A 21,630-nucleotide genomic window follows, 5' to 3' on the forward strand; every position below is an offset into this window, starting at 1 on the left:
TTTTATCAGGCTATCGGAACAAAATCACTTGCTTTTTTAGTGGCCAGTTCTTCATAATTCTTCCATTTAAGATTTACCAGGTCCTGTGCATGCGACATTAATTCTTCGGCTACCTGCGGATTTGTAACTGTCAACACTTTATACCGAAGTTCATTATATGCATAATCTTTCAATCCTATTTTTGGCCTCGGCGAATCTAGTACAAATGGATTTTGATTTTTCTTTCTTAACATAGGATTGTATCGCAATAAAGGCCAGTGACCACTGGATACAGCTTTTTGCTGTTGATCCAATCCATTCTTCAGATCATATCCGTGTGCTATACAATGACTGTACGCCAATATCAAGGATGGTCCATCATACGCTTCTGCTTCTCTGATTGCCAATAATGTTTGTTGAGGATTAGCGCCAAAGGCTACTCTCGCCACATATACGTTACCGTAGGATATCGCCTGCATTGCCAGATCTTTTTTACCTACTGTTTTACCACCGGCTGCAAATTTTGCTGTTGCTGCTGTTGGTGTTGATTTAGACATTTGTCCTCCTGTATTTGAATACACTTCTGTATCCAATACCAGTATATTGATATTTCTTCCACTCGCCAATGCATGATCCAATCCTCCATAACCGATATCGTAAGCCCATCCATCACCACCTACTAACCAAACACTTCTGCGGACCAATTGATCTGCTACAGATAACAAATGCGCTGCAGGCGATGAGGTCATTGAAGCCAATTGCTTTTTCAAGAGTTGAACTCTTTGCAACTGTTCGGCCAGATCAGATTCATGAATTTGTTTTGCAGTCAATATTTCATTAACAACATTTTCTCCCAACTCACTTTTCAGTTCCAATAAATATTGTTTTGCAATTTCTAGTTGCTTGTCGGCAGTAATACGCATACCCAATCCAAACTCTGCATTATCTTCAAACAATGAGTTTGACCAGGCCGGCCCTCTGCCTTCTTTATTCATCGACCATGGTGTGGTTGGCAGATTACCTCCGTAAATAGATGAACAACCCGTAGCATTTGCGATCAGTAATCTATCACCAAACAATTGGGATAATAATTTTAAATATGGAGTTTCTCCACAGCCGGCGCATGCTCCCGAAAACTCAAACAATGGTTCAAGGAATTGTGCTCCGTGTACTGTTGAGAAATCAATTTTAGATCGATCGTTCCAGGTTATATTTTCAAAGAATTCAATATTTGTCTTTTCCTGTTCTAGTATCGGTTCTTTTTCTCCCATATTGATCGCCTTACGGGAACGGTTAGACGGATCTGATGCAGGACAAACTTCCACACACAAATTACAGCCAGTACAATCTTCTACATATACCTGTAATGAATAGAGTGTTTCCGGAAAACCTCTGGCATTGATAGGTGCAGATTTAAATCCTTCCGGCGCTTTTTTCACATTGTCTTTGTGATAGAATTTAGCTCTTATCACACTATGAGGACATACATACGCACAGTTACCACATTGTATACAAAGGTCCGGCTCCCACTGAGCTACAATATCTGATACATTTCTTTTTTCCCACTGTGTTGTACCACTTGGATAAGTACCATCAATAGGCATTTGGCTTACGGCCAATTGATCTCCGTGATCAGCCATCATCATGGCTGTTACTTGTTTTACAAAATCAGGAGCCTTATCAGATACTGTCAACAGATTGTGATCTTTTGCAGAAACATGTGCAGGATAATCCACTTCATACATATTAGCCAATGTGGCATCTACCGCTAAGAAATTCTGATCGATAACTTTTTGTCCTTTTTTGAAATAGGTTTTTTCAATCGCTTTTTTAATCTGTTTGATCGCTTCTTCTCTTGGTAATACACCCGACAAAGCAAAATAACAGGTTTGCATGATGGTATTGATACGGCCTTTCATTCCGGTATCTCTTGCCACGGTTGTAGCATCGATCACATAAAATTTAATTTTCTTATCGATGATAAGTTTTTGAACCTGGCCTGTCAGTTTACTCCACACTTCATCTTTACTGTAAGGACTATTTAATAAAAAGGTAGCGCCTTCGCCGGCAAATTCCAGCATCTCTACTTTTTCTGTAAAATTAAATTGATGACAAGCAATGAAATCTGCTTTTGTAATGAGATAAGGTGCCCGAATAGGTTTTGGACCAAATCTTAAATGTGATACTGTTCTTGCTCCGGATTTTTTTGAATCATATACAAAATAACCTTGTGCATACAAATTGGTGTTTTCTCCGATGATCTTAATAGTATTTTTATTAGCGCCTACAGTTCCATCTGATCCCAAACCAAAGAATAGACCTTGTCTCCATTCAGATTCATCTAATTTATACGAAGGATCATAGGTTAAACTTAAATGTGTAACATCATCATTGATCCCTACTGTAAAATTATTTTTAGGATGTTCTTTCTTTAATTCATCATACACTGCTTTTACCATCGCCGGGGTAAACTCCTTAGAAGATAGTCCGTATCTGCCACCAATCAATTTAGGGAGTTTTTTAATTTTTCCTTGTTGCAGAGCGTCTACTAAAGTGGATAATATGTCCTGATACATTGGTTCTCCAGATGCACCGGATTCTTTCGTTCTATCGAGTATTGCAATTGATTTCACAGATTCTGGCAATACTCTTAATAAATGTTCCAGCGAAAATGGTCTGTATAAACGAACCTGTATCACACCAACTTTTTCACCGGCGGCATTCAATGCTTCAACGGTTTCCGAAACAGTTTCTCCTCCGGACCCCATTACAACTGTAATACGTTCGGCATCTGCTGCACCGGTATATTGAAAGAGCTCATATTTTCTTCCGGTCATCTTTTCAAAATCGATCATTGCTTCTTCTACAATACCTGACATGTTATTGTAAAAAGTATTTGCTGTTTCTCTCCCCTGAAAATATACATCCGGATTTTGTGCAGTACCTCTTATAAAAGGATGTTCTGGATTCAATCCTCTATTACGATGTGCAATTACCAGATCATCGGGTACCATTGATCTTATCTGATCATCAGTCAATAATTCCAATTTATTTACTTCATGCGAAGTACGGAATCCATCAAAGAAATGCACGATCGGTATCCTGGATTTTAATGTTGCCGCCTGTGCTATCAATGCAAAATCATGTGCTTCCTGCACACTTGCCGAACTCAACAATGCAAAGCCTGTGGTTCTTGCTGCCATTACATCCTGATGATCTCCAAAAATTGAAAGACCTTGTGTAGCTAATGAACGTGCCGCTACATGAAATACAGTAGCCGTTAATTCTCCGGCTATCTTATACATATTTGGCAACATCAGCATCAATCCCTGCGATGCCGTAAAAGTGGTTGTTAATGCGCCGGTTTGCAAAGCACCATGCACTGTGCCCGCAGCCCCTCCTTCACTTTGCATTTCCATTACATCGGGTATATTTCCCCAGATATTTTTTATCCCTTTTGCAGACCATTCATCTACTAATTCTGCCATGGTAGACGACGGAGTGATGGGATAGATGGCACAAACTTCATTAACACGATATGCTACATAGGCAGCAGCTTCATTTCCATCTATCGTTGCGATAGTATTTTTATTATCAGACATTGTTGGTTGAATTAATTGGTTCATTAATCATTTCTATAGCGTGACAAGGACATTGTTCATAACATACTGCACAACCGGTGCAGGCATCTAAATTGAATTTGTATCGGTTGCCTTTACCTAATTTAATAATTGCATCTTCGGGACAAGCTCCAAAACATCCATCACACTCAAAACAATTACCACAACTCAAACAACGTTGTGCTTCAAATCTTGTTTCAGATTCTGACAGTCCGCCGATCACTTCTTCAAAACTTTGCACTGCCACATCAGGAGCAAGTTTATCCTGTTCTTTTTGTGGCGCATCGGTCTTATACCACATATGCAATTTTCTATAGCCGGCAGTAGGATGCTTCTCGGGTTTTAAATAGGGATCCTGCATTATATAGCCATTAATATATTTGGCCGCTTTTTTTCCGTGTCCTATTGCTATGGTAGAGCTTCTGTTTTCGCCTGGTAGCATATCGCCTCCGGCAAAAATTCCTTCATAACCAGTCATCCTTTGTGCATCAATAACTACAGTTCCGTCTGTATTGGTTACAATGCTACCGGCAGAACGCAAGTAGCCGGAATCAGACTCCTGCTGATTTGCTATAATTACTATATCAGCATCTGTGATCTCAAATTCATTTGTACCTGCAACTTTCCCCTTCTCCACCTTTGTTAGCTCCAGCACTACTTTTTTATTTTCTATTTTACTGATGCGTCTGAACAATTGCACATCTACTCCTTCTGCCAAGGCATCTTCTGTTTCGTAATCATATGCCGGCATCATTTTTTTATCTCCATGAAAATATACAGCCACCTGTGAACCCAATCTTTTGATTATACGAGACAGGTATAAAGAGAGTTTACCTCCTCCATATACCACTACTTTTTTACTTTCATAAATAGTTGGGTTAGATTTTACTTCTTTAAAAAATGAAAAGGCATCCGTTACATACAATGAGTTATCATTTTGAAATGATTCCCGATGAATTAACTGTGCGCCGGTAGAAAGATATACAGCATCAAAGTTGCCATCTTGCTTTTCCATCAATACATCATGCACTTTATAATTCACACGAATGGTAACCCCCATTTTTACAATACGATTCACTTCTGCATCTAAAATTTCTTTAGGCAACCGATAATCAGGAACACCTGTCCACAGTAATCCTCCGGGATTATCATTGGCATCAAATACTTCAACCGTATGTCCCATTCTTGCTAATTGATAAGCGGCTGATAAACCTCCTGGACCTGCTCCAACAACCAACACCCTTTTACCAGTTGGTTTAGCTTTATAGCGAATAGGCCATCCTTGTTGTATGGCCTCATCTCCGATATATCTTTCTACAGCATGAATATTTACTGTTGTATCGATATGATTTCTGTTACAACCTGTTTCGCATGGTTTCACACAAACCCTCCCCATGATTCCAGGAAACGGATTATCTTCTACCAGTGTTTGAAAAGCTTCGAAATAATCTCCGGCCTGGGCATGCGCCATCCAACCCTGAATATTTTCACCCGAAGGACAAGCGCTATTGCAGGGAGGCATAAAGTCAACATATACAGGTTGACGAAGACGTTTGGGACCTGTACCTTCTGCATGCGTTAAAAGGTCGACGGGCTTGGTAATGTCAGTTAAAGACATAATAATTATTTTGATACAGTAGGCAACAAGCCTACTTATGAATAAGGAAATTAAACTTCAGCAAATTATAAACTGAATTCAATATCGAGGCTGACGGAATTCAATCAATCAAATGATTCCTATCATATTCCGTAAGCATGAGTTGCATTACAACATTTATAGTAGATAGAAATATACGGGCAGGATCTTTGTAGTAAGATTACAGCAATAAAAAAAGGCATCTGGTTAGGATGCCGAATGCTTTTGTTTTTAGGATTTTAAGAAAAAATAGAAGTTGATCGATATTGGATTTCGTTACGGTTTTTTCGTAAAAATTGGATTTAATACTTTTGGTTTAACTGGATCTTTGGATATTGTATGATTGATATTGTTGTAACTGTATCAATCAACTTCTAACACAAAGATATATCTGATTACTATGATAGAATAGAGCAAAACTGCCCTTTCTTTTTGCTTCTGAAATTACATCCGGAGTCGTAATACTTCCAGTAAAAGCTATCGTAAAACTACGTGTGTTTTTTTCGATTTTAGTGTACAATTGTTAATGTATAGCCTGAATTGACCTTTACAGAGGCGGTTGGCCTTACAGTCAGGCTCCTTATTGATCGGTTGGAACTTAGCACCGGCGTACCTTGATTGATATAAACGTCTGTATTAATATCCGGCACAATATTGCAACCCCAGTTTGCAGGTGTTTCCCAGGCATTGCTTACGGTACCTTTCCAATAAGCCTTAAACTGCAATGTAAATTCATTACTATAGGTGACAGATGCTCCGTTTGTTATTTTGCAACGGTAGGTATACCCATAGATAGAGGTTGGTGCATTCGCTAATTGTAATGTGTCGTTTGTGGCTCCGGAATAAAGTGCATTATCAGTAACATCCGTATATCCGCTACCACTATTTACCTGCCATTGATATGTATCACCGGCAACATAAGTAGTATTTGTTATAAACGGAATATTTGCATTGGTACAGTTGGCTACATAATTGGTCATATCATACACAAAATTATCGTAGCGAAATTTTTTGTGTTGATTATTCGCTAAAGATTTAGCCTCAGTATTGTTTCCGTAATAATCAATTGTCCCGTTGTCGCAAATTACATGGATGTAGAGTATTTCGCCAACCTGTTCGGCCACTAATGCTTCGGGATGCCCTTCTGCCACTCCATCTACAGATACCTGAACCAGATTCGTATATCCGGGTAAATCCAGTTTTGTAAGTTTTGAAAAAGTGCTATTTATGGTTATAGGATTTATTCCTGGATTTGCAGGGATCTTCCCATCCCACAAATACAAAGCCGGTGTGCCGCCACCCGTATATAAGCCAGCAACTATTAAATATAAATTGGTTCCTACTTTTTCGATGCTTCTTATGCCTAATCCATTCAGATCAAATAATATGGGCGCTTTTATTATAGGAGTAGTAGTCACAGGCACTACCGTTCCATTCATCAACGTTTCAAAATTGGCGACCGGAGCTACAATAGCATATTTTCTGTTTGATGAATTAGGTATAGTTCCTTTGATAGGTACGCAAGGAGCTCTGAAACCAATATATCCGGTGTCACCGCCATGCGTTACAGTCAACCCTTCTATATTAAATCCGTCAATTCTTTTTGGTTCGATGCCATCGGCTGAAGACGCAGAAAAATTCCACGAGCAGGTGTCTCCCCATGAAATTAATGCTGATCTGAATTTAGCAGAGTAAGTTCTCACACTTAAAGTACTGGTTGCGCCTGTTCCGCTAACATCGGTTGCTATTACCCTATCTCTATCTGGTTTCAGCTTACCGCTTTTATTATTTCCTAATGAGCCTATCCAATAGATCCGTTTACCGGTATTATACTTTACGCTGGTGGACGCCCCTTCCAGATCACATTCTGCCGAAGCCCCCACTGCAGAGGTTATATCCATATTGTATAGATCTATTCCTGAATATTTTCTGCTATACAACCTTAACACATTCGTTTCGTCATCACAAACAAACATATAATCATTATCGATTGAGGCTGCACCAGAAGCATCTGCCATCATCGTTGGCCATATTGTTTTATCTGGAAAAGATGATGCTGCTGAAACAGCATAAGAAATTTTGTATGTGGATGAATTCTGTCCTGCATTAGTAGCAACGATGGAAATAGTATCAAGCCCAACCATCGCAGGATTGATCTTTAATATATATATCCCACCGGATTCTGTAAATGTAATATTTGCATTGGGTACTACCAAGACATTACTGCTCGTAAGAGATACAGAAGTAAATGTGCCTGTTATCGTGAAATAAATACCAAAAACTGAGGCAGGATCTGTAGGGTCATTTAACACCCCACTGACATAAGATGTTTTTCCACTTCCCGAAATTATATTCAGATAAGGTTTTGTAGTACCTGGATAGACCGGCTGTATTGCATTAGCAGATAAAGTTGGTGCAGCAGAGAAAGCGCAAACGCTTATCAACAGAAAAGAAAAAAATAAACAAGTAAACTTTGTCACTTTATCTATAGTGTTTTCAAAAAATTAATTGATTTAAACTGCCGAATTACCCTCTTACTAAAGTACCTACTCTTTCACCTGTTACTACACGCATTAAATTCCCTGGTTTATTCATATCGAATACGATGATAGGTAATTCATTTTCCATGCAAAGTGTAAATGCGGTCATATCCATCACTTTCAGATTTTTGCTGATGCAATCTGCAAAAGATATGTTTCCGAATTTTGTAGCAGCAGGATCTTTTTCAGGATCTGCAGTGTAAATACCATCTACTCTGGTTCCTTTTAAAATAACATCGGCTTTTATTTCAATGGCTCTTAATGAACCAGCTGTATCTGTTGTGAAATAAGGATTCCCTGTACCAGCTCCAAAAATAACCACTCTGCCTTTTTCCAAATGCCTCATAGCTCTTCTTCTGATATATGGCTCAGCAATTTGTTCCATTTTTATAGCACTTTGTAAACGAGTGTAAACCCCGGCTTTTTCTAATCCGCTTTGTAAAGCCATACCATTAATTACGGTAGCCAGCATACCCATATAATCTCCCTGAGCTCTTTCAATTCCGGTTTCAGCCTCATTCATTCCTCTGTAAATATTACCGCCGCCGATCACAATTGCCACCTGTACTCCTAAGTCTGTTATAGATCTGATATCCTTTGCATATTGAGCTATCACATCACTGTCAAGACCAAAATTTTTATTACCCATTAAAGATTCGCCTGATAATTTGAGTAGGATTCGTTTGTATTTAGGAAGCATGGGATAATTAAGAATTAAAAATTAAGAATTAAAAATTTCATTGCGAAGATATAGCTTTTAGATGGCTTGAATAATTTTGACTACAAAAAAGCAGTTTACATACATAAATGCAAATGACATTTCTGTAAAATGCATTTCTTTTAGTTATAAAGCGAAAAGTTGAATAATCTTTAGCACTTGCAACCTATTCACATCCAAAATAAAATACCCTCTCACGGGTATTTTACTTAAGAAATCCTGGATGTATTTTAGATAAATTAATTATCATAAAAACTTATTGTATGAGCAATGTTTCTAAATGGATGAGTTGGGAAGGTGGTGTTGACCTGGTAGCTGTAACCAGCCCCGATCTGCAAATGCCAAATGTAATTGTACACCTGGGCCGCATGGTAAATACACCTGTAGGCAATGCCGCCAGCGGAATGATCCTTTGGCAACCAGATCCTAATGCTATGCCTGCTGTAATGGGTTTTGTTAGTACTAACCCGGCTGTTGGTGCATATTTCGGACCAAATATTTTTGCAGGAACTCCTTTTGAACAAGCTCCGGTACTGAATGCACAAATTGACATTAAAACTGATGGAAAATCAGCACACTCAAAATGTGTAGTGGGTGGCTTCACTTTTGAGGTTGAGATGACTGATCTTTCTGCTCCATATTTAATTAATCGTGAGCCTTCGGCAATGCCGCCGTTTTATCAGCAAGGTGTTGAAATGAGTTGCGGTAAAACTGTATTAAAAGTTAACGGAGAAGTTATCAATATCATTATCCCTCCCGTTGGTATCACCGGCGGACCAGCAAGTGTGGTTTCACCCAACGGAGTATATGCAAGATAAAATTGTTTAACATTAATAAAAGGAGCAATTGAAATATTGCTCCTTCCTTACAATGAAACGTTTTTTTACGATCTGCTTTTTTATTCTCTCTTCTCTTTTTTGTACTGCACAATTAAATGCCGAACAAAAAAACATACAACAGCTCTTTTTCAGCTTTCTTAAATTTTATCAGAAGAATGAAAAAAAATTCAATTCATTTGAATTATACAAGGGAAAGGGTAAAGAAAACGGGCCTCCATATAAAATACAATGGAAAGAAGCTGAAAGATATTTCGCTTATCTGCGAAAATATGTGCCGTATGTTGGCGAAGCTTATATCAAAGCAGAAAGAGAGCACTTCAAAAATGCAGAAAAAAATTTTAAAGAATATCCCGAAGAAGAAATTGTTATGGGATTTGATTATGATAGATGGGCGGGAGGACAGGAAAGTATTTCGTACACCTATAAATGGTATACATCTCCACAAAACAAATATATTGTAACGATCTCCGGCGATAAAGCATTTTTAAAAATCGGCGGAGAGCTTTGGGAAGGTGCAACAGAAAATGACAGGGCGTGGAGCATCGTACCTTTTGTAAAAGAAAAGGGGAAATGGAAAATGGCAGACAATGTTTACCCTGCAGACATAGAAGAAATCGAAAAAATAAAATAATACCATTTTATGAAATATTTTTTGATATGTGGTTTCATTTTATTTTCAGCTTGCAAACTAACAACTTACGAAAAATTGGAAAAAGAATTAAAAAACCATGTTCAACCAAAAGACAGTATTATCAACGAACTTAAAATCGGCGAAACTATCTCATTAGAAGAAAGTGAAAGACAAGGTGTAAATAATAGGTTTAGAGAATTTGATTATTGGAGTGAAATAGATGAAAAAAACTTTGAATTTACAGAGAGTAAAGCATTCAGTGATCCAGATGAGGCCGGAGGAATGTCATACACATTACACATATATAAAGCCAAACAAAAGGGATATACAGAGATAAGATTTTTTAAAAGAAAAAATCATTTAATGAGTGGAATGACTGACACAACAAAAAAAGATACCGCTACAATTTTATATAATACTTACAGGTTCAACATCAAGTAGCAAAAAAACACACTAAAGTGACAAAGATAATTTTACCTGCTTGTATATTATTATGTTTTTAAATTACTACTATTTCTCTTTTTTAAATATCAATTACAAATTGATTTATGATGTAAATACCGGCTGTAGTACTTATAGTTTTCTGCGAAAATTAAATCATTAGGTTTCATTAATTAAAAAAATTAAAAGGCCGCTCATTTTGAGCGGCCTTTTAATTTTATCGTAAGAATAATTTATCCTAACGCAACTCTTTTAAATTCGATAACTTTTAAATCTGCATCGATAGATTTTAGAAAATCTGATACTGATTTTGCATTATCTTTTACAAAAGGTTGAGCTAACAAAGTATTTTCTTTTAAGAATTTATTTACTTTACCGATAGCAATTTTTTCTGCCATCTCAGCTGGTTTCCCTTCTGCTTTTATTTGTTCGATAGCGATATCTTTTTCTCTTGCTATAGTTTCAGGAGCAATAGATGATTCATCAACTGCTAATGGATTCATTGCCGCAATTTGCATAGCAACATCTTTTCCTGCTTCGGCAGCTGGTTTATTAAATCCTACTAAAACACCCATGCGGTTAGCACCATGTATATAACTAGCTACAAATTCTGCATCAATTCTTTCGAATCTTGAGATAGCAATTTTTTCGCCAATTGCAGCTAATTTATCATTGATCAGATCAGCAACTTTAGCGCCGTTAACTGATACTTCATTCAATTCTTCTGCAGTTTTTACATTATTAGCGATCGCTGCATCAGCAATACCTTGTGCAAAAGCAACAAACTCTGCATTCTTGCTTACGAAATCAGTTTCGCAGCTGATGCATAATACGATACCTGCTTTGTTATCTGCTGTAGTATTAGCTAATACTACACCTTCTTTAGCTTCTCTGTCGCTACGTTTTGCAGCAACTTTTTGCCCTTGTTTACGCAACCAGTCGATGGCTGCTTCAAAATCACCATTGCTTTCTGTTAAAGCTTTACGACAGTCTAACATACCGGCTCCGGTAGTTTGACGTAATTTATTAATATCTGCGGCTGTTATTGTTGCACTCATGAAAATTAAAAATTAAAAATTAAAAATTAAAAATTGGAGAGGTTCGATAACATCAAACGTCCAACTTCAAACCATAACCCTCCAACTATTTTCCAGCTGGTTTTCTACCACCTGCCGCAGGACCAGGCACTCTTCTTTTTGGTTGAGCTGCTACTCCTTTACCGCCACCACGTCTGTTTCTGTCTTCGCTACCATCAACTTTTTGTTCAAAACGAGCCGCTTTTGCTTCTGCAGATTCTTCTGCATCGCTGCTGCTGTCATCCTCGTCTTTTTCTGCCTGACGTTCAGATAAACCTTCGGCAATTGCTGCTGTAATATAGTTAGCAATTATTGCGATTGATTTTGTTGCATCATCATTTGCAGGAATAGCGAAATCAATTTTATTAGGATCACAATTCGTATCAACCATACCAAAAGTGGTAATGTTCAAACGTTTTGCTTCAGCCAAAGCGATATGTTCGTGACCAATATCAACTAAAAATATTGCGGCCGGTACACGACTGATCTGTGCGATACCACCCAATACTTTCTCCATTTTGTCTTTATCACGTGTAAGTGTTAATCTTTCTTTTTTAGTAAGATTATCAATACTTCCGTCATTCAACATTTTTTCGATGCTCTGCATTTTTTTAACACTCTTACGAACAGTATTAAAGTTAGTAAGCATACCACCTAACCAACGTTCAGTAACGTAAGGCATATTAACACGCTTAGCGCAATCAGAAACGATTTCTTTTGCTTGTTTTTTTGTAGCAACAAACATTATTTTTTTTCCGCTTTTTGCAATTGATTTCAATGCAGCTGCAGTTTCTTGTAAACCTTCTACGGTTTTATTCAAGTCGATAATGTGAATGCCTTTTTTCTCAGCAAAAATGTATGGCAACATTTTAGGATTCCACTTTTTCTTTAAATGTCCGAAGTGTACGCCTGCTTCTAAAAGCTGTTGTTGTAAGGAAGTATTATTTTCCATTGTATATTATTGAAGTAGTTTTTAAAAATTGTTCTCTTAGTTCCTGGTTTTTAGTTTTTAGTTCGCCGAGTTTATTGACTGAGAACTAAAAACTAAGAACTGGAAACTAATAATATTAACGTTTGCTGAACTGGAAGCTTCTTCTTGCTTTTTTGCGACCTGGTTTTTTACGTTCAACTGATCTTGAATCTCTTTTAAGCAACCCGGCTGCTTTTAATACAGGACGATAGTCTGCACTTACTTCTAATAAAGCACGTGCAATACCTAATTTAGCTGCTTCTGCCTGGCCTTTAACACCGCCACCTTGTGCATTTACAACTATATCAAATTTATCTGAAGCCTCTACTGTTTTCAAAGGAGCTTCAAGTTGATTTTGCAGGTATACTAACGGGAAGTAATTTTTATAATCCTTTCCGTTAACAGTTATTTTACCATCACCTTTACTTAAAAAAACCCTTGTTACGGCTTCTTTACGGCGACCAACTGCATTTTTTTGTTTTTCCATGTTATTATGCTTAACGCATTAATTTTTTAGATTAATGCAATGTTTTAAAATTTTAATTCGGCAGGTTTTTGTGAAGTGTGCGGATGCTCAGCACCTGCATACACAAATAATTTTTTATACATTTTGCGACCTAATCTGTTTTTAGGTAGCATACCTTTTACTGCTCTTTCGATAAGCACTTCAGGTCTGCGTTTTTGTAGATCTTTGGCGATCTCTTCTTTACGACCACCAGGATATCCAGTAAAATGATCATAAATTTTTTCGTCCATTTTGTTACCGGTAAGTTTTACCTTTTCGCAGTTAATTACAATTACATTATCTCCGCAATCAACGTGAGGAGTGTAATAAGCTTTGTTTTTGCCACGCAATACAGCTGCAATTTTTGAACACATACGTCCAACGGTTTGATTAGTACCATCTATTACATACCAATTGTGTGTAACGGTAGCCTCGTTTGCATGTTTGGTGGTGAAATGTAGTTTACTCATTGTTTTATTTTTTGCTCCGATAAAGAAGCGATTTTAGAAATAAGAGCTTTTGCTATCCCAAAGGCTCTCCCGTAAAAGATCAATACAAAAAGGTCGATTCTTTTTTTAGGAGTGCGAAGGTAGCATGATGAATATTAATTTCCTACAAAACAAGGGATTATTTTTTACCGAACCTTTATAACAAATTGATTTTCAGTAAATTTTTTGACAACTATTTAATATCATACCCTCAAATATGCAAAAAGGCTGCTAAAAATAGCAGCCTTTTTATAAAAACTATAATAATTACTATACTTTGGTAATAGTGTAAAGTCCTGTATAAGTGTTCACATGAATTTTATAATTACCAGCTTCGGCAGGTGAGTCCATTGTAGGAGAATCGCCTGGAGTGGCATATTGTAATGCACCACCGGTAGAACTTGTACTGCCTAATTGCGGATGCCAATCGGGTGCAGAAGTTGCTGTTGGTCTAACTAAGAACTTATATTGATTTCCCGGAGTTAAAGCAACGGTCAATTCATATTCAACAGCATTTAATCTGGTGAATTTTTGATTAGATGGAGGGTCATTTGTCCAGTTACTTGCTGTAGCGCTTCCGGTAATATATAACCCGTCAAATTCAGGTATAGAAGAAGGTACCACTGTAAAGGTTCCGAATTGGAAATCAAAAGTAACTTTATATGAACCCGCTGTTGCAGGTGAAACCAGATCACTTCCTTGTGGTTTAAAGGTGTCTCCTGCCGGATCATTACTGCCATTCGTTGTTCCTGTTCCACCATATTTATTATCCCAAACACCATCATTTACAGGTAATAACAAATACCCCTGTGATGAAGCGAATTGGAAAACACCTCCGAATGTTGTTTCATCAATTTGTGCAAATTGACTTCTTGGTGCATTAGAGGATGAATTGTTCCAGAAATATGGATCTGCAAAACCTCCAACGATAAACAATTTTGACGGTACTGTATATTTTGGAGGAATCTTGTACGGAGTCATTCTTACAGTAATTGGAGTAGAATAAGACAGATCATTGTTATTACCATAAGAAGAAACCAGTCTTATTGATATATCATGTGCTGTATTGAACGCAAATCCCCAAGCTAATAACATTGCATTAAGTTCTTTTGCTTTGTATGCTTTAGAAAATTTACCGAATATAGCTTCGCTTTTAATTGGGTTAGCAAAAGTTGCTGGTGTAGAAGGATCCATTTCTATCACAAATTTTTGATGTGCTAAAGATGTTCCCAACTTAGGATCTTCCCATGTAAAAGTAAGCACAGTGTCTTCTGCCTGCGTAGATGTTGCGGCTACTGTGGTAACCGAACTAACTAAAGCAGGTTTTAGTCCTTTAGCATACGATTGCAGATCATCGGCCTTATCGCAAGATGCAAATGTTGCAACTAAGCCTACTAAAATTGCAAAGAGTTTGAAAGTATGTTTCATAAAAAAAATTTAATAATTAAAGTATCTTATAATTTTTAGTTAGGCTGTTTTACAATTTTGTTAGTTTGAACGTTCTTGTAGCCAAATTAACCTCTATTTTATATGTTCCTGCGGTAGCTGGTGATGGAATTGCATCAGGATCACTTGTTGTACCATCATTTACATCCAATGGACCTCCCATTGGGTCTGCTGTAGTTCCTTTAGGAATACCCCACTGAGGTTGCCAAGCACCATTCTTTGTTAAGAATTTATAGTACTTACTTGAAGGTAAATCCATCGTTATTTCAAATTTCTTTGCACTTATCCAAGTAAATTGTTGACTTGATGGTGGTGCATTTGTCCAATTTGAAGGACAAGCCTCTCCTGTTATCCATAAAGTTGGAGGTGGTGGAGGTGGGATGTAATATGTTTTAACCCAGATACTTTTGATTTCTGAAACAAAAGGAAAATATCCTGCTGCAGAAGGCTCTTTCAAAGTAGAAGTTACCCTGAAATCCAACTTTTTTTCTACAGAAGTATCGAGATTCAGATTAACAATCATTGCATTCAACTCTTTAACAGTGTATACCACATTTAAGTCAATTGCCTGAGCGTATATTTTTGCATTGGGATTTGTGAAGCCTGCTCCACTTGAATCCATTTCCAGTACATAGTTAACATCCTGTGAACTTACCCCCGTAGTAAATGTATACTCAGGATTGGTCCATTTGATATTAAGAGCCGGTTTGTCCTCATCTGCCTTTAACAGCATAAGATGCTCGGAACTCCCTGAATAAAGATTTACCAATTGTAGTACAGGCGCAGTGCCTCCCGTATAGTATATCTTGTTTTCTTCTTTTTTACATGATGACACTCCAACTAAAACTAAAAGCAGAGCGATAATCAGTTTTGAAATATTTTTCATTATTGATATGTTTTGTTTAGTAAGAGATTAATATCCTTGAACAGTTTGTTTAATATTTGGATTAGAAGACAATTCTGTAGCCGGAATTGGGTAAAGATTGTATTTGCTATCTACACCTGTACCGTTTACAACACCGCCTTTCCATGCCCATAAATAATCACCACTAGTGAATTTTTTAAACCTGATCAGGTCAGTTCTTCTACAACATTCCCACATCATTTCTCTTCCTCTTTCTGCCAAGATATATGGTAGTGTTAACTCAGAAATAGTATTACCGTTAGGATCGCTAGGACGGGCTCTTTTACTTAATTGATTCAGATAATCCAGCGCTACTGTATTATCTGGACCTGAAGATCCACGACGTACCACTGCTTCCGCAAAATTCAGATACACTTCAGCTAATCTGAATAAAGGAAAATCTACGTCAGAGAAGTTACCAGCAGGGTCTGCATGAGGAGCTTTTCCGCCAACATTGATCCATTTCCCTGTACCAATAATCGGAGTTGGGTCATTCAATGTTTCAGTAGTAGTGTTTCTGAATTTGAAAGAAGAATAACCGTATTTAGATTCTCCCAACAATACTGTCATATTTATTAATTGGCTATCAACTTTACCGGTTGAAGGATCTGGTTCCTTAACCTTACCATCATAGAATTGACCACGGATATCTTTACTATCAAAAAGACTAACAAATTGTTGTGTGATCCTTATACAATTCCAGCTTCCGTTAGTACCGGAAACCTCTTTTTCTACCCCAGCCGGACCATGCACTAAAAATGTTGTTCCACCATAGTTTTGGCCATATGTACCATCATAAGGAATCGCATAAATGAACTCATTGGTAAGTCTGTTATTATCTGCCAACATTAATTCTTTGTAGTTATTATGCAGACTGTATCCACCTTCATCTATTACTTTTTTGCTATACACAATACAACTGTCATACAGATGAACATCCACCGTGTCTTTATATACTTCTGCATTCAAATACGCTCTTGATAATAAAGCCCAGGCAGCAGCTCTGTCAACACGGCCATATTCATTTGTTCTAGGAGCTTTTAATAACGTTGAAAGATCTTTTAATTCTGATACAACGTAAGCAAAAAGATCTTTACGACTGATCTGTGATGGCAATCCGGCACCTATTGCATTAGCTTCTGTTGCAAACGGAACACTTCCAAACAGATCCATCAATACCCAATATTGATAGGCCCTTAAAAAACGGGCTTCTTGTTTATACATACGTATATTATCTGCATCAGTTCCAGTGATCCCTCTTTCAGCAAGTTTTGCATCAGACGACTGACGAATAAAATCATTACATAAAGTGATCTGGAAATAACTACGGTAAAATAACCCAGCTACTGTTGCATTTGAAGCAGACCAACTCATTTGATGTATACCCAAAGGATCGGTGTCTTTGTAATATGTCCAACCGGCTTCGTCTGTAGAGAGACATTGCAAATACCAGAACATACGCAGAAAATCAGAGTTACCTTCATCACTGATTACTTCCTGAGAAATATCCCTGCTCCCGCTACCTCCCGTATTACCGGTGTTTTGCATGGAAGAATACACTTTAGCAAAAGCTGATCTGTATCCCAATGCGGTTTTATAAATATCATCCGCAAGTTTGTCATTAGTAGGTCGTAGATCCAATTTGGTACAACCACTGGAAATCGCAATAACTAAGCTTAGTGCAACAACCGACTTTAAAATATTATTTTTCATATAAATTTATTTGTACAATGAGTTATTAAAAGTCAAGATTTAAACCTAAAGAGAACACTCTTGGTCTTGGATAAAAATTATTATCAACACCACTACTGATCTCAGGATCTAATCCTCTGTATTTAGTGATAACGAATACATTTTGAACTGTCAGAGAAGTACGTAATGTAGCTTTGTTATTAAATACACTTCCTACATTATACCCTACATTAAAGTTGTCCATTCTCAAGAAAGAAGCATTTTCAAGGTAGAAATCACTTGATCCCTGTAATTGTGATACGCTTCCGGTAAATCCTGTTTCTAAATAATTTTTAGACCCGTTAGTTACAACTGTTCCTCCAACTATAGTACTCAATCTTCCCATATTACTGAAAATGTTATTATTCACATAGTTGTTCAAACTTGAACGCATTACAAACCCGGCATTCCATTTTTTGTAGGAGAAGTTTGTACTAAAGCCCATGTAAATGTTAGGATCTGCAGTTTTGCCTTTATACTTATCCTGATCATTGATGATTCCATCTCTGTTCAGATCTTCAAATAAACCCTCGATTGGTTTACCCGTAGCCTGATCATATACTTGTTTGTATAGATAGAAAGTATTTTTTGGAGATCCTACAGCATTAATATAGGCGAAGCCTGATGTTCCTGCTAAATTATAAGAAGGGAAACCAAGGTAATTAGGATCGTTAGGTATCACTGTTAGGTTAGTGATGGTATTTTTATTGTAAGTAATATTGAAGTTTGCATCCCAAGTCATATCTCTGGTACGTATTGGTTGTACATTCAAATTAAACTCAACCCCTTTATTTTCCATGCTACCTACATTTTTAAGTGCGTAAGCAGAAAAATTAGATCCTACTGCCTGAGGTACACTGTTCAACAAGTCTTTGGTTTTTTTCAAGTAAAAATCAACACTACCTGAAATGCGATTGTTCAAGAATCCAAAGTCTAAGGCGATGTTTGAAGTAGATGTTTCTTCCCATTTCAAATCTCCTGTTACACCACCTGGTCTAACACCTTGTACATAATCATTACCAAATTGCGCTGATGCATTTAAACCCGCTGTTGAATAATATGCTAAATAGTTATAGTTACCAATACCATCTTGTTGACCTGTAACACCATATCCAAGACGAAGTTTAAGATCTGATACTGTACTGCTGTTTTTAAAGAAATCATCCTTCATTCTCCAGGCTAATGCCACAGAAGGGAATGTTCCCCATCTGTAATCAGGAGCAAATCTTGAAGAACCATCACGACGTAATGTTCCGGTAAGAATATATTTGTCATTAAAAGTATAAATAGCTCTACCAAAGAACGATATTAATCTGTTAGCTGGTTTATCGTAAGCATATAGAACATAATCGCTAGCCGATTTTTTCTGTCCTTTTGCATTTAAACCAATAAAGTTGTAATTGGTAGTAGTATAATTATTGTAAGAATAACCACCAGTAACATCTATCCTGCTTTTTATTGATTTCAAATCTTTAGCATAATTCAGATAAAACTCAAGTAAAGAGTTGTTTTTATCTTGCTGACCAACACTCATAGTTCCTCCGGAAAAATAATCCTGAGCTGCACTATCTGAAACCTTTACTAACCCGTGGTTTCTTGAAATATCATATCCAAGATTAAGATTAGCTCTCAACTCAGGTAAGAAATGGAATTTATAATCGAATTGAATATTACCAACACTTCTTTTTGGATGTTGGTTATCGAATCTTTGTTCCAACAGACCCAAAGGATTTCTTCCTGCATTCAACTGCAATGATCCATCAGGGTTTGTATATTCTTTATACCCGCCATACCTGTTGTTACCAGAGTATATTGGTTGAGTAGGATCATATCCTATAGCCGAACCAATTACATCTGCTGCAAAACGGGTGTTTTGCGCAATTGCTTTAAGATTAACATCAATTTTAAGATGATTATTAAAAAAACTAGGATTAAGCGCTAAAGCCAAACTTATCTTTTCGAGATTATCAGTTTTTACCACCCCTTGTTGGTTTTGGTAACCAAGCGATACCCTGTATGGTAAACCCTCAATTCCTCCTGTAAGACTAATATTATTATCGGTGGAAATTGCAGTTCTGTAAATTACATCCTGCCAGTTTGTATTTGCTGTACCTAAAGAAGCTTTTTGAGCTGCTGTACCATTTGCATTTACTATTGTTCTTATCTCATCCGCACTTAATACATCTACATTTTTAATAACACTGGCTATTGAGTTAACAGAGCTGAATGCTACTTTAAGTTTCCCTCCTCTACCTTTTTTAGTAGTAATAAGAATTACACCATTGGCAGCTCTTGTACCATATATAGCTGCTGCTGATGCATCTTTTAAAATAGTGAATGACTCAATATCATTTGAGTTGATCAAACTTAACGGATTGGCTGCTCCATTAATTGCATCACCCAGATCCGGAAGAGGTACTCCATCAATTACTATTAACGGGTTATTACTTGCATTCAAAGAAGAACCTCCCCGCACACGGATCGTACTTCCTGAACCAGGTTTACCACTATTTGATATGATAGATACACCTGCAACTTTACCAGCAATCATTTGCTCGGGAGTTGTGATAGCACCCTTTTGGAAATCTTTTTGTGAAACCACATTTACAGCACCGGTCAAATCTTTCTTTTTCGCAGTACCATACCCTACCACTACAACTTCTCCCAGATTCTGCGTAGATTTTACCAGTCCTATATCTCCTGAAGGTCCTGTTGTTCGTAATTCTTGTCTGCCAAATTCAGTAGACGTAAACACCAAAACAGGGTTTGGCGAAGGGGCGCTTATTCTATAAACCCCGTTAGCATCGGTCTTAGTAGCAACAGTAGTGCCCTTAACCGTAACAGTTACACCAACAGCCGGAGATCCATCTTTGCTGTCGGTTACTTTACCGGAAACAACATTTTGCGCCATCGCTGCCATAGAAAGCAACAAAAACGCAAACGTTCCCGATAAAAACTTAGAGATTTTTTTCATGCTCTTTTTCATCTGCATAGTTTTTCGTTTTTAATGATTGATGAAATGCTTAAGAACGTAAGCTGAGATGGAGAGGGTGGTAACAAGCACCGGGATCCCTTTTTCATATACAAGCGTGTTCATCGTCATTTCATAAACAAACATTATCGTTTGTAAAGTTGTTTGATTATGATGTGTGTAAAAAATACACTAAGTAGGAAGTGTAAATTTTACACAATATTAAGCGTTTTTTTGATAAATCAAATATTTGTTAAAGTTTTTATTTTATTTTCTTAGGAAGGTATTAAACAGACGTCAGAGGTTAATCGATTTAATGACAATAACTTGCTATAAATTGCTGCATTTCTACAACTTTTTATTTAAAAAATTGACTTAAAAATCAATACCACTCCACTTTTTCTTTTTCTTTTCGTACTTCTCATAATTAAATTTATAGAGTTTCCCCGGACGATGTGGAACATCCTGTTCCATTTCTCCGGTATCGATTAAAAAGTCCATGGCAAAAAACTTTTTGCGGAAATTTCGTCTATCCATTTTGACGTCTAAAATGGCCTCATACAGATTTTGCAACTCCCTCAAAGAGAACTTTTTAGGAAGCAAACTAAATCCGAGCGGATGCTCTTGTACTCTTTTCTGTAACTGGCTTAAGCAGGTGTCAAAAATTTCCTGATGGTCAAACGCCAGATCAGTTACATTCTTGATGTCGTGCCAATGTAATTCGTTATCTAAAATATTTAATTTATGATGTTGAACATTTATCAATGAGCAATACGCTACCGTTACAACCCTTCCAACCGGGTGCCTTCCTACTGTACCAAATGTTTTCACTTGTTCCAGATACAGATCGTTTAATCCTGTACGTTCTTTTAATACCCGATAAGCCGCATTTCTAAGATCTTCCGTTGGACCTACCAGATCTCCCAGTAGAGACCACTTGCCTTTGTAATTGGTCAGATCACTTCGGATCAATAATACCTTTAATTTATTTTCGTCAAATCCAAAAATCACACAGTCAACTGATAAGGCAATACGGTTACTGTTTTCAAATTCAGATTGAATGATCTGTAATGTCTTGGTGTTCTTTGCGCTGGCTTTTTTATGTGACAATTGATGTTCCATGTAAAGTAATATG

General features: G+C 37.1%; 16 protein-coding genes. 3 read left to right on the forward strand and 13 right to left on the reverse strand.

Going from position 1 to position 21,630, the window contains the following annotated elements:
* Nucleotides 1-5 precede the first annotated feature (5 nt).
* The 4 genes from nifJ to pyrH form a co-directional block, all read right to left on the reverse strand.
* On the reverse strand, nucleotides 6-3,581 hold the full coding sequence (gene nifJ, locus LK994_RS03885) for a pyruvate:ferredoxin (flavodoxin) oxidoreductase (RefSeq protein WP_229761572.1): 3,576 nt from the start codon (nucleotides 3,579-3,581) through the stop codon (nucleotides 6-8).
* Complete coding sequence (locus LK994_RS03890; RefSeq protein WP_229761573.1) at nucleotides 3,574-5,217, reverse strand: NAD(P)-binding protein; 1,644 nt, start codon at nucleotides 5,215-5,217, stop codon at nucleotides 3,574-3,576. Before LK994_RS03890 ends, nifJ begins: the two co-directional genes overlap by 8 nt.
* A 527-nt stretch (nucleotides 5,218-5,744) precedes the next feature.
* The gene (locus tag LK994_RS03895; protein WP_229761574.1) at nucleotides 5,745-7,715 is read right to left on the reverse strand and encodes a hypothetical protein; all 1,971 of its coding nucleotides are present in this window, start codon (nucleotides 7,713-7,715) and stop codon (nucleotides 5,745-5,747) included.
* A gap of 46 nt (nucleotides 7,716-7,761) precedes the next feature.
* Nucleotides 7,762-8,475 (reverse strand): UMP kinase, encoded by a 714-nt coding sequence (pyrH, locus tag LK994_RS03900; protein ID WP_229761575.1) that lies wholly within the window; start codon nucleotides 8,473-8,475, stop codon nucleotides 7,762-7,764.
* 281 nt (nucleotides 8,476-8,756) lie between these two features.
* Between pyrH and LK994_RS03905 the strand changes: the two genes are divergently transcribed.
* The 3 genes from LK994_RS03905 to LK994_RS03915 are packed head-to-tail and all read left to right on the forward strand — an operon-like array spanning nucleotide 8,757 to nucleotide 10,404.
* The gene (locus LK994_RS03905) at nucleotides 8,757-9,311 is read left to right on the forward strand and encodes a hypothetical protein (protein WP_229761576.1); all 555 of its coding nucleotides are present in this window, start codon (nucleotides 8,757-8,759) and stop codon (nucleotides 9,309-9,311) included.
* A gap of 52 nt (nucleotides 9,312-9,363) precedes the next feature.
* Complete coding sequence (locus tag LK994_RS03910) at nucleotides 9,364-9,963, forward strand: hypothetical protein (RefSeq protein ID WP_229761577.1); 600 nt, start codon at nucleotides 9,364-9,366, stop codon at nucleotides 9,961-9,963.
* Nucleotides 9,964-9,972: 9 nt separating this feature from the next.
* A complete protein-coding gene (locus LK994_RS03915) occupies nucleotides 9,973-10,404 on the forward strand; it encodes a hypothetical protein (protein ID WP_229761578.1) in 432 nt (143 codons plus the stop codon).
* 233 nt (nucleotides 10,405-10,637) lie between these two features.
* Here the strand turns inward: LK994_RS03915 and tsf are convergent, their stop codons facing one another.
* The 9 genes from tsf to LK994_RS03960 form a co-directional block, all read right to left on the reverse strand.
* Nucleotides 10,638-11,462: a translation elongation factor Ts gene (gene tsf / locus LK994_RS03920; protein ID WP_229761579.1), complete on the reverse strand. Its 825-nt coding sequence runs from the start codon at nucleotides 11,460-11,462 to the stop codon at nucleotides 10,638-10,640.
* Between the two features lie 85 nt (nucleotides 11,463-11,547).
* On the reverse strand, nucleotides 11,548-12,432 hold the full coding sequence (gene rpsB / locus LK994_RS03925) for a 30S ribosomal protein S2 (protein ID WP_229761580.1): 885 nt from the start codon (nucleotides 12,430-12,432) through the stop codon (nucleotides 11,548-11,550).
* A 115-nt stretch (nucleotides 12,433-12,547) separates the two neighbouring features.
* Nucleotides 12,548-12,937, reverse strand: a complete 390-nt coding sequence (rpsI, locus tag LK994_RS03930) for a 30S ribosomal protein S9 (RefSeq protein WP_229761581.1) — start codon at nucleotides 12,935-12,937, stop codon at nucleotides 12,548-12,550.
* Between the two features lie 44 nt (nucleotides 12,938-12,981).
* Nucleotides 12,982-13,425 carry a 50S ribosomal protein L13 gene (gene rplM, locus LK994_RS03935; RefSeq protein WP_229761582.1) on the reverse strand — a complete coding sequence of 148 codons (444 nt, stop codon included), beginning with the start codon at nucleotides 13,423-13,425 and terminating at the stop codon, nucleotides 12,982-12,984.
* 288 nt (nucleotides 13,426-13,713) lie between these two features.
* Entirely contained in the window at nucleotides 13,714-14,871 is a 1,158-nt protein-coding gene (locus LK994_RS03940; RefSeq protein ID WP_229761583.1) for a SusE domain-containing protein, read from the reverse strand.
* Between the two features lie 49 nt (nucleotides 14,872-14,920).
* Nucleotides 14,921-15,775 carry a SusE domain-containing protein gene (locus LK994_RS03945; protein ID WP_229761584.1) on the reverse strand — a complete coding sequence of 285 codons (855 nt, stop codon included), beginning with the start codon at nucleotides 15,773-15,775 and terminating at the stop codon, nucleotides 14,921-14,923.
* 27 nt (nucleotides 15,776-15,802) lie between these two features.
* The gene (locus tag LK994_RS03950; RefSeq protein ID WP_229761585.1) at nucleotides 15,803-17,506 is read right to left on the reverse strand and encodes a RagB/SusD family nutrient uptake outer membrane protein; all 1,704 of its coding nucleotides are present in this window, start codon (nucleotides 17,504-17,506) and stop codon (nucleotides 15,803-15,805) included.
* Between the two features lie 25 nt (nucleotides 17,507-17,531).
* Nucleotides 17,532-20,498 carry a SusC/RagA family TonB-linked outer membrane protein gene (locus LK994_RS03955; protein ID WP_229761586.1) on the reverse strand — a complete coding sequence of 989 codons (2,967 nt, stop codon included), beginning with the start codon at nucleotides 20,496-20,498 and terminating at the stop codon, nucleotides 17,532-17,534.
* Between the two features lie 372 nt (nucleotides 20,499-20,870).
* Entirely contained in the window at nucleotides 20,871-21,617 is a 747-nt protein-coding gene (locus LK994_RS03960) for an NUDIX hydrolase (protein WP_229761587.1), read from the reverse strand.
* Between the last annotated feature and the right edge of the window lie 13 nt (nucleotides 21,618-21,630).

It is taken from the genome of Ferruginibacter lapsinanis (assembly GCF_020783315.1).
GTDB lineage: Bacteria > Bacteroidota > Bacteroidia > Chitinophagales > Chitinophagaceae > Ferruginibacter > Ferruginibacter lapsinanis.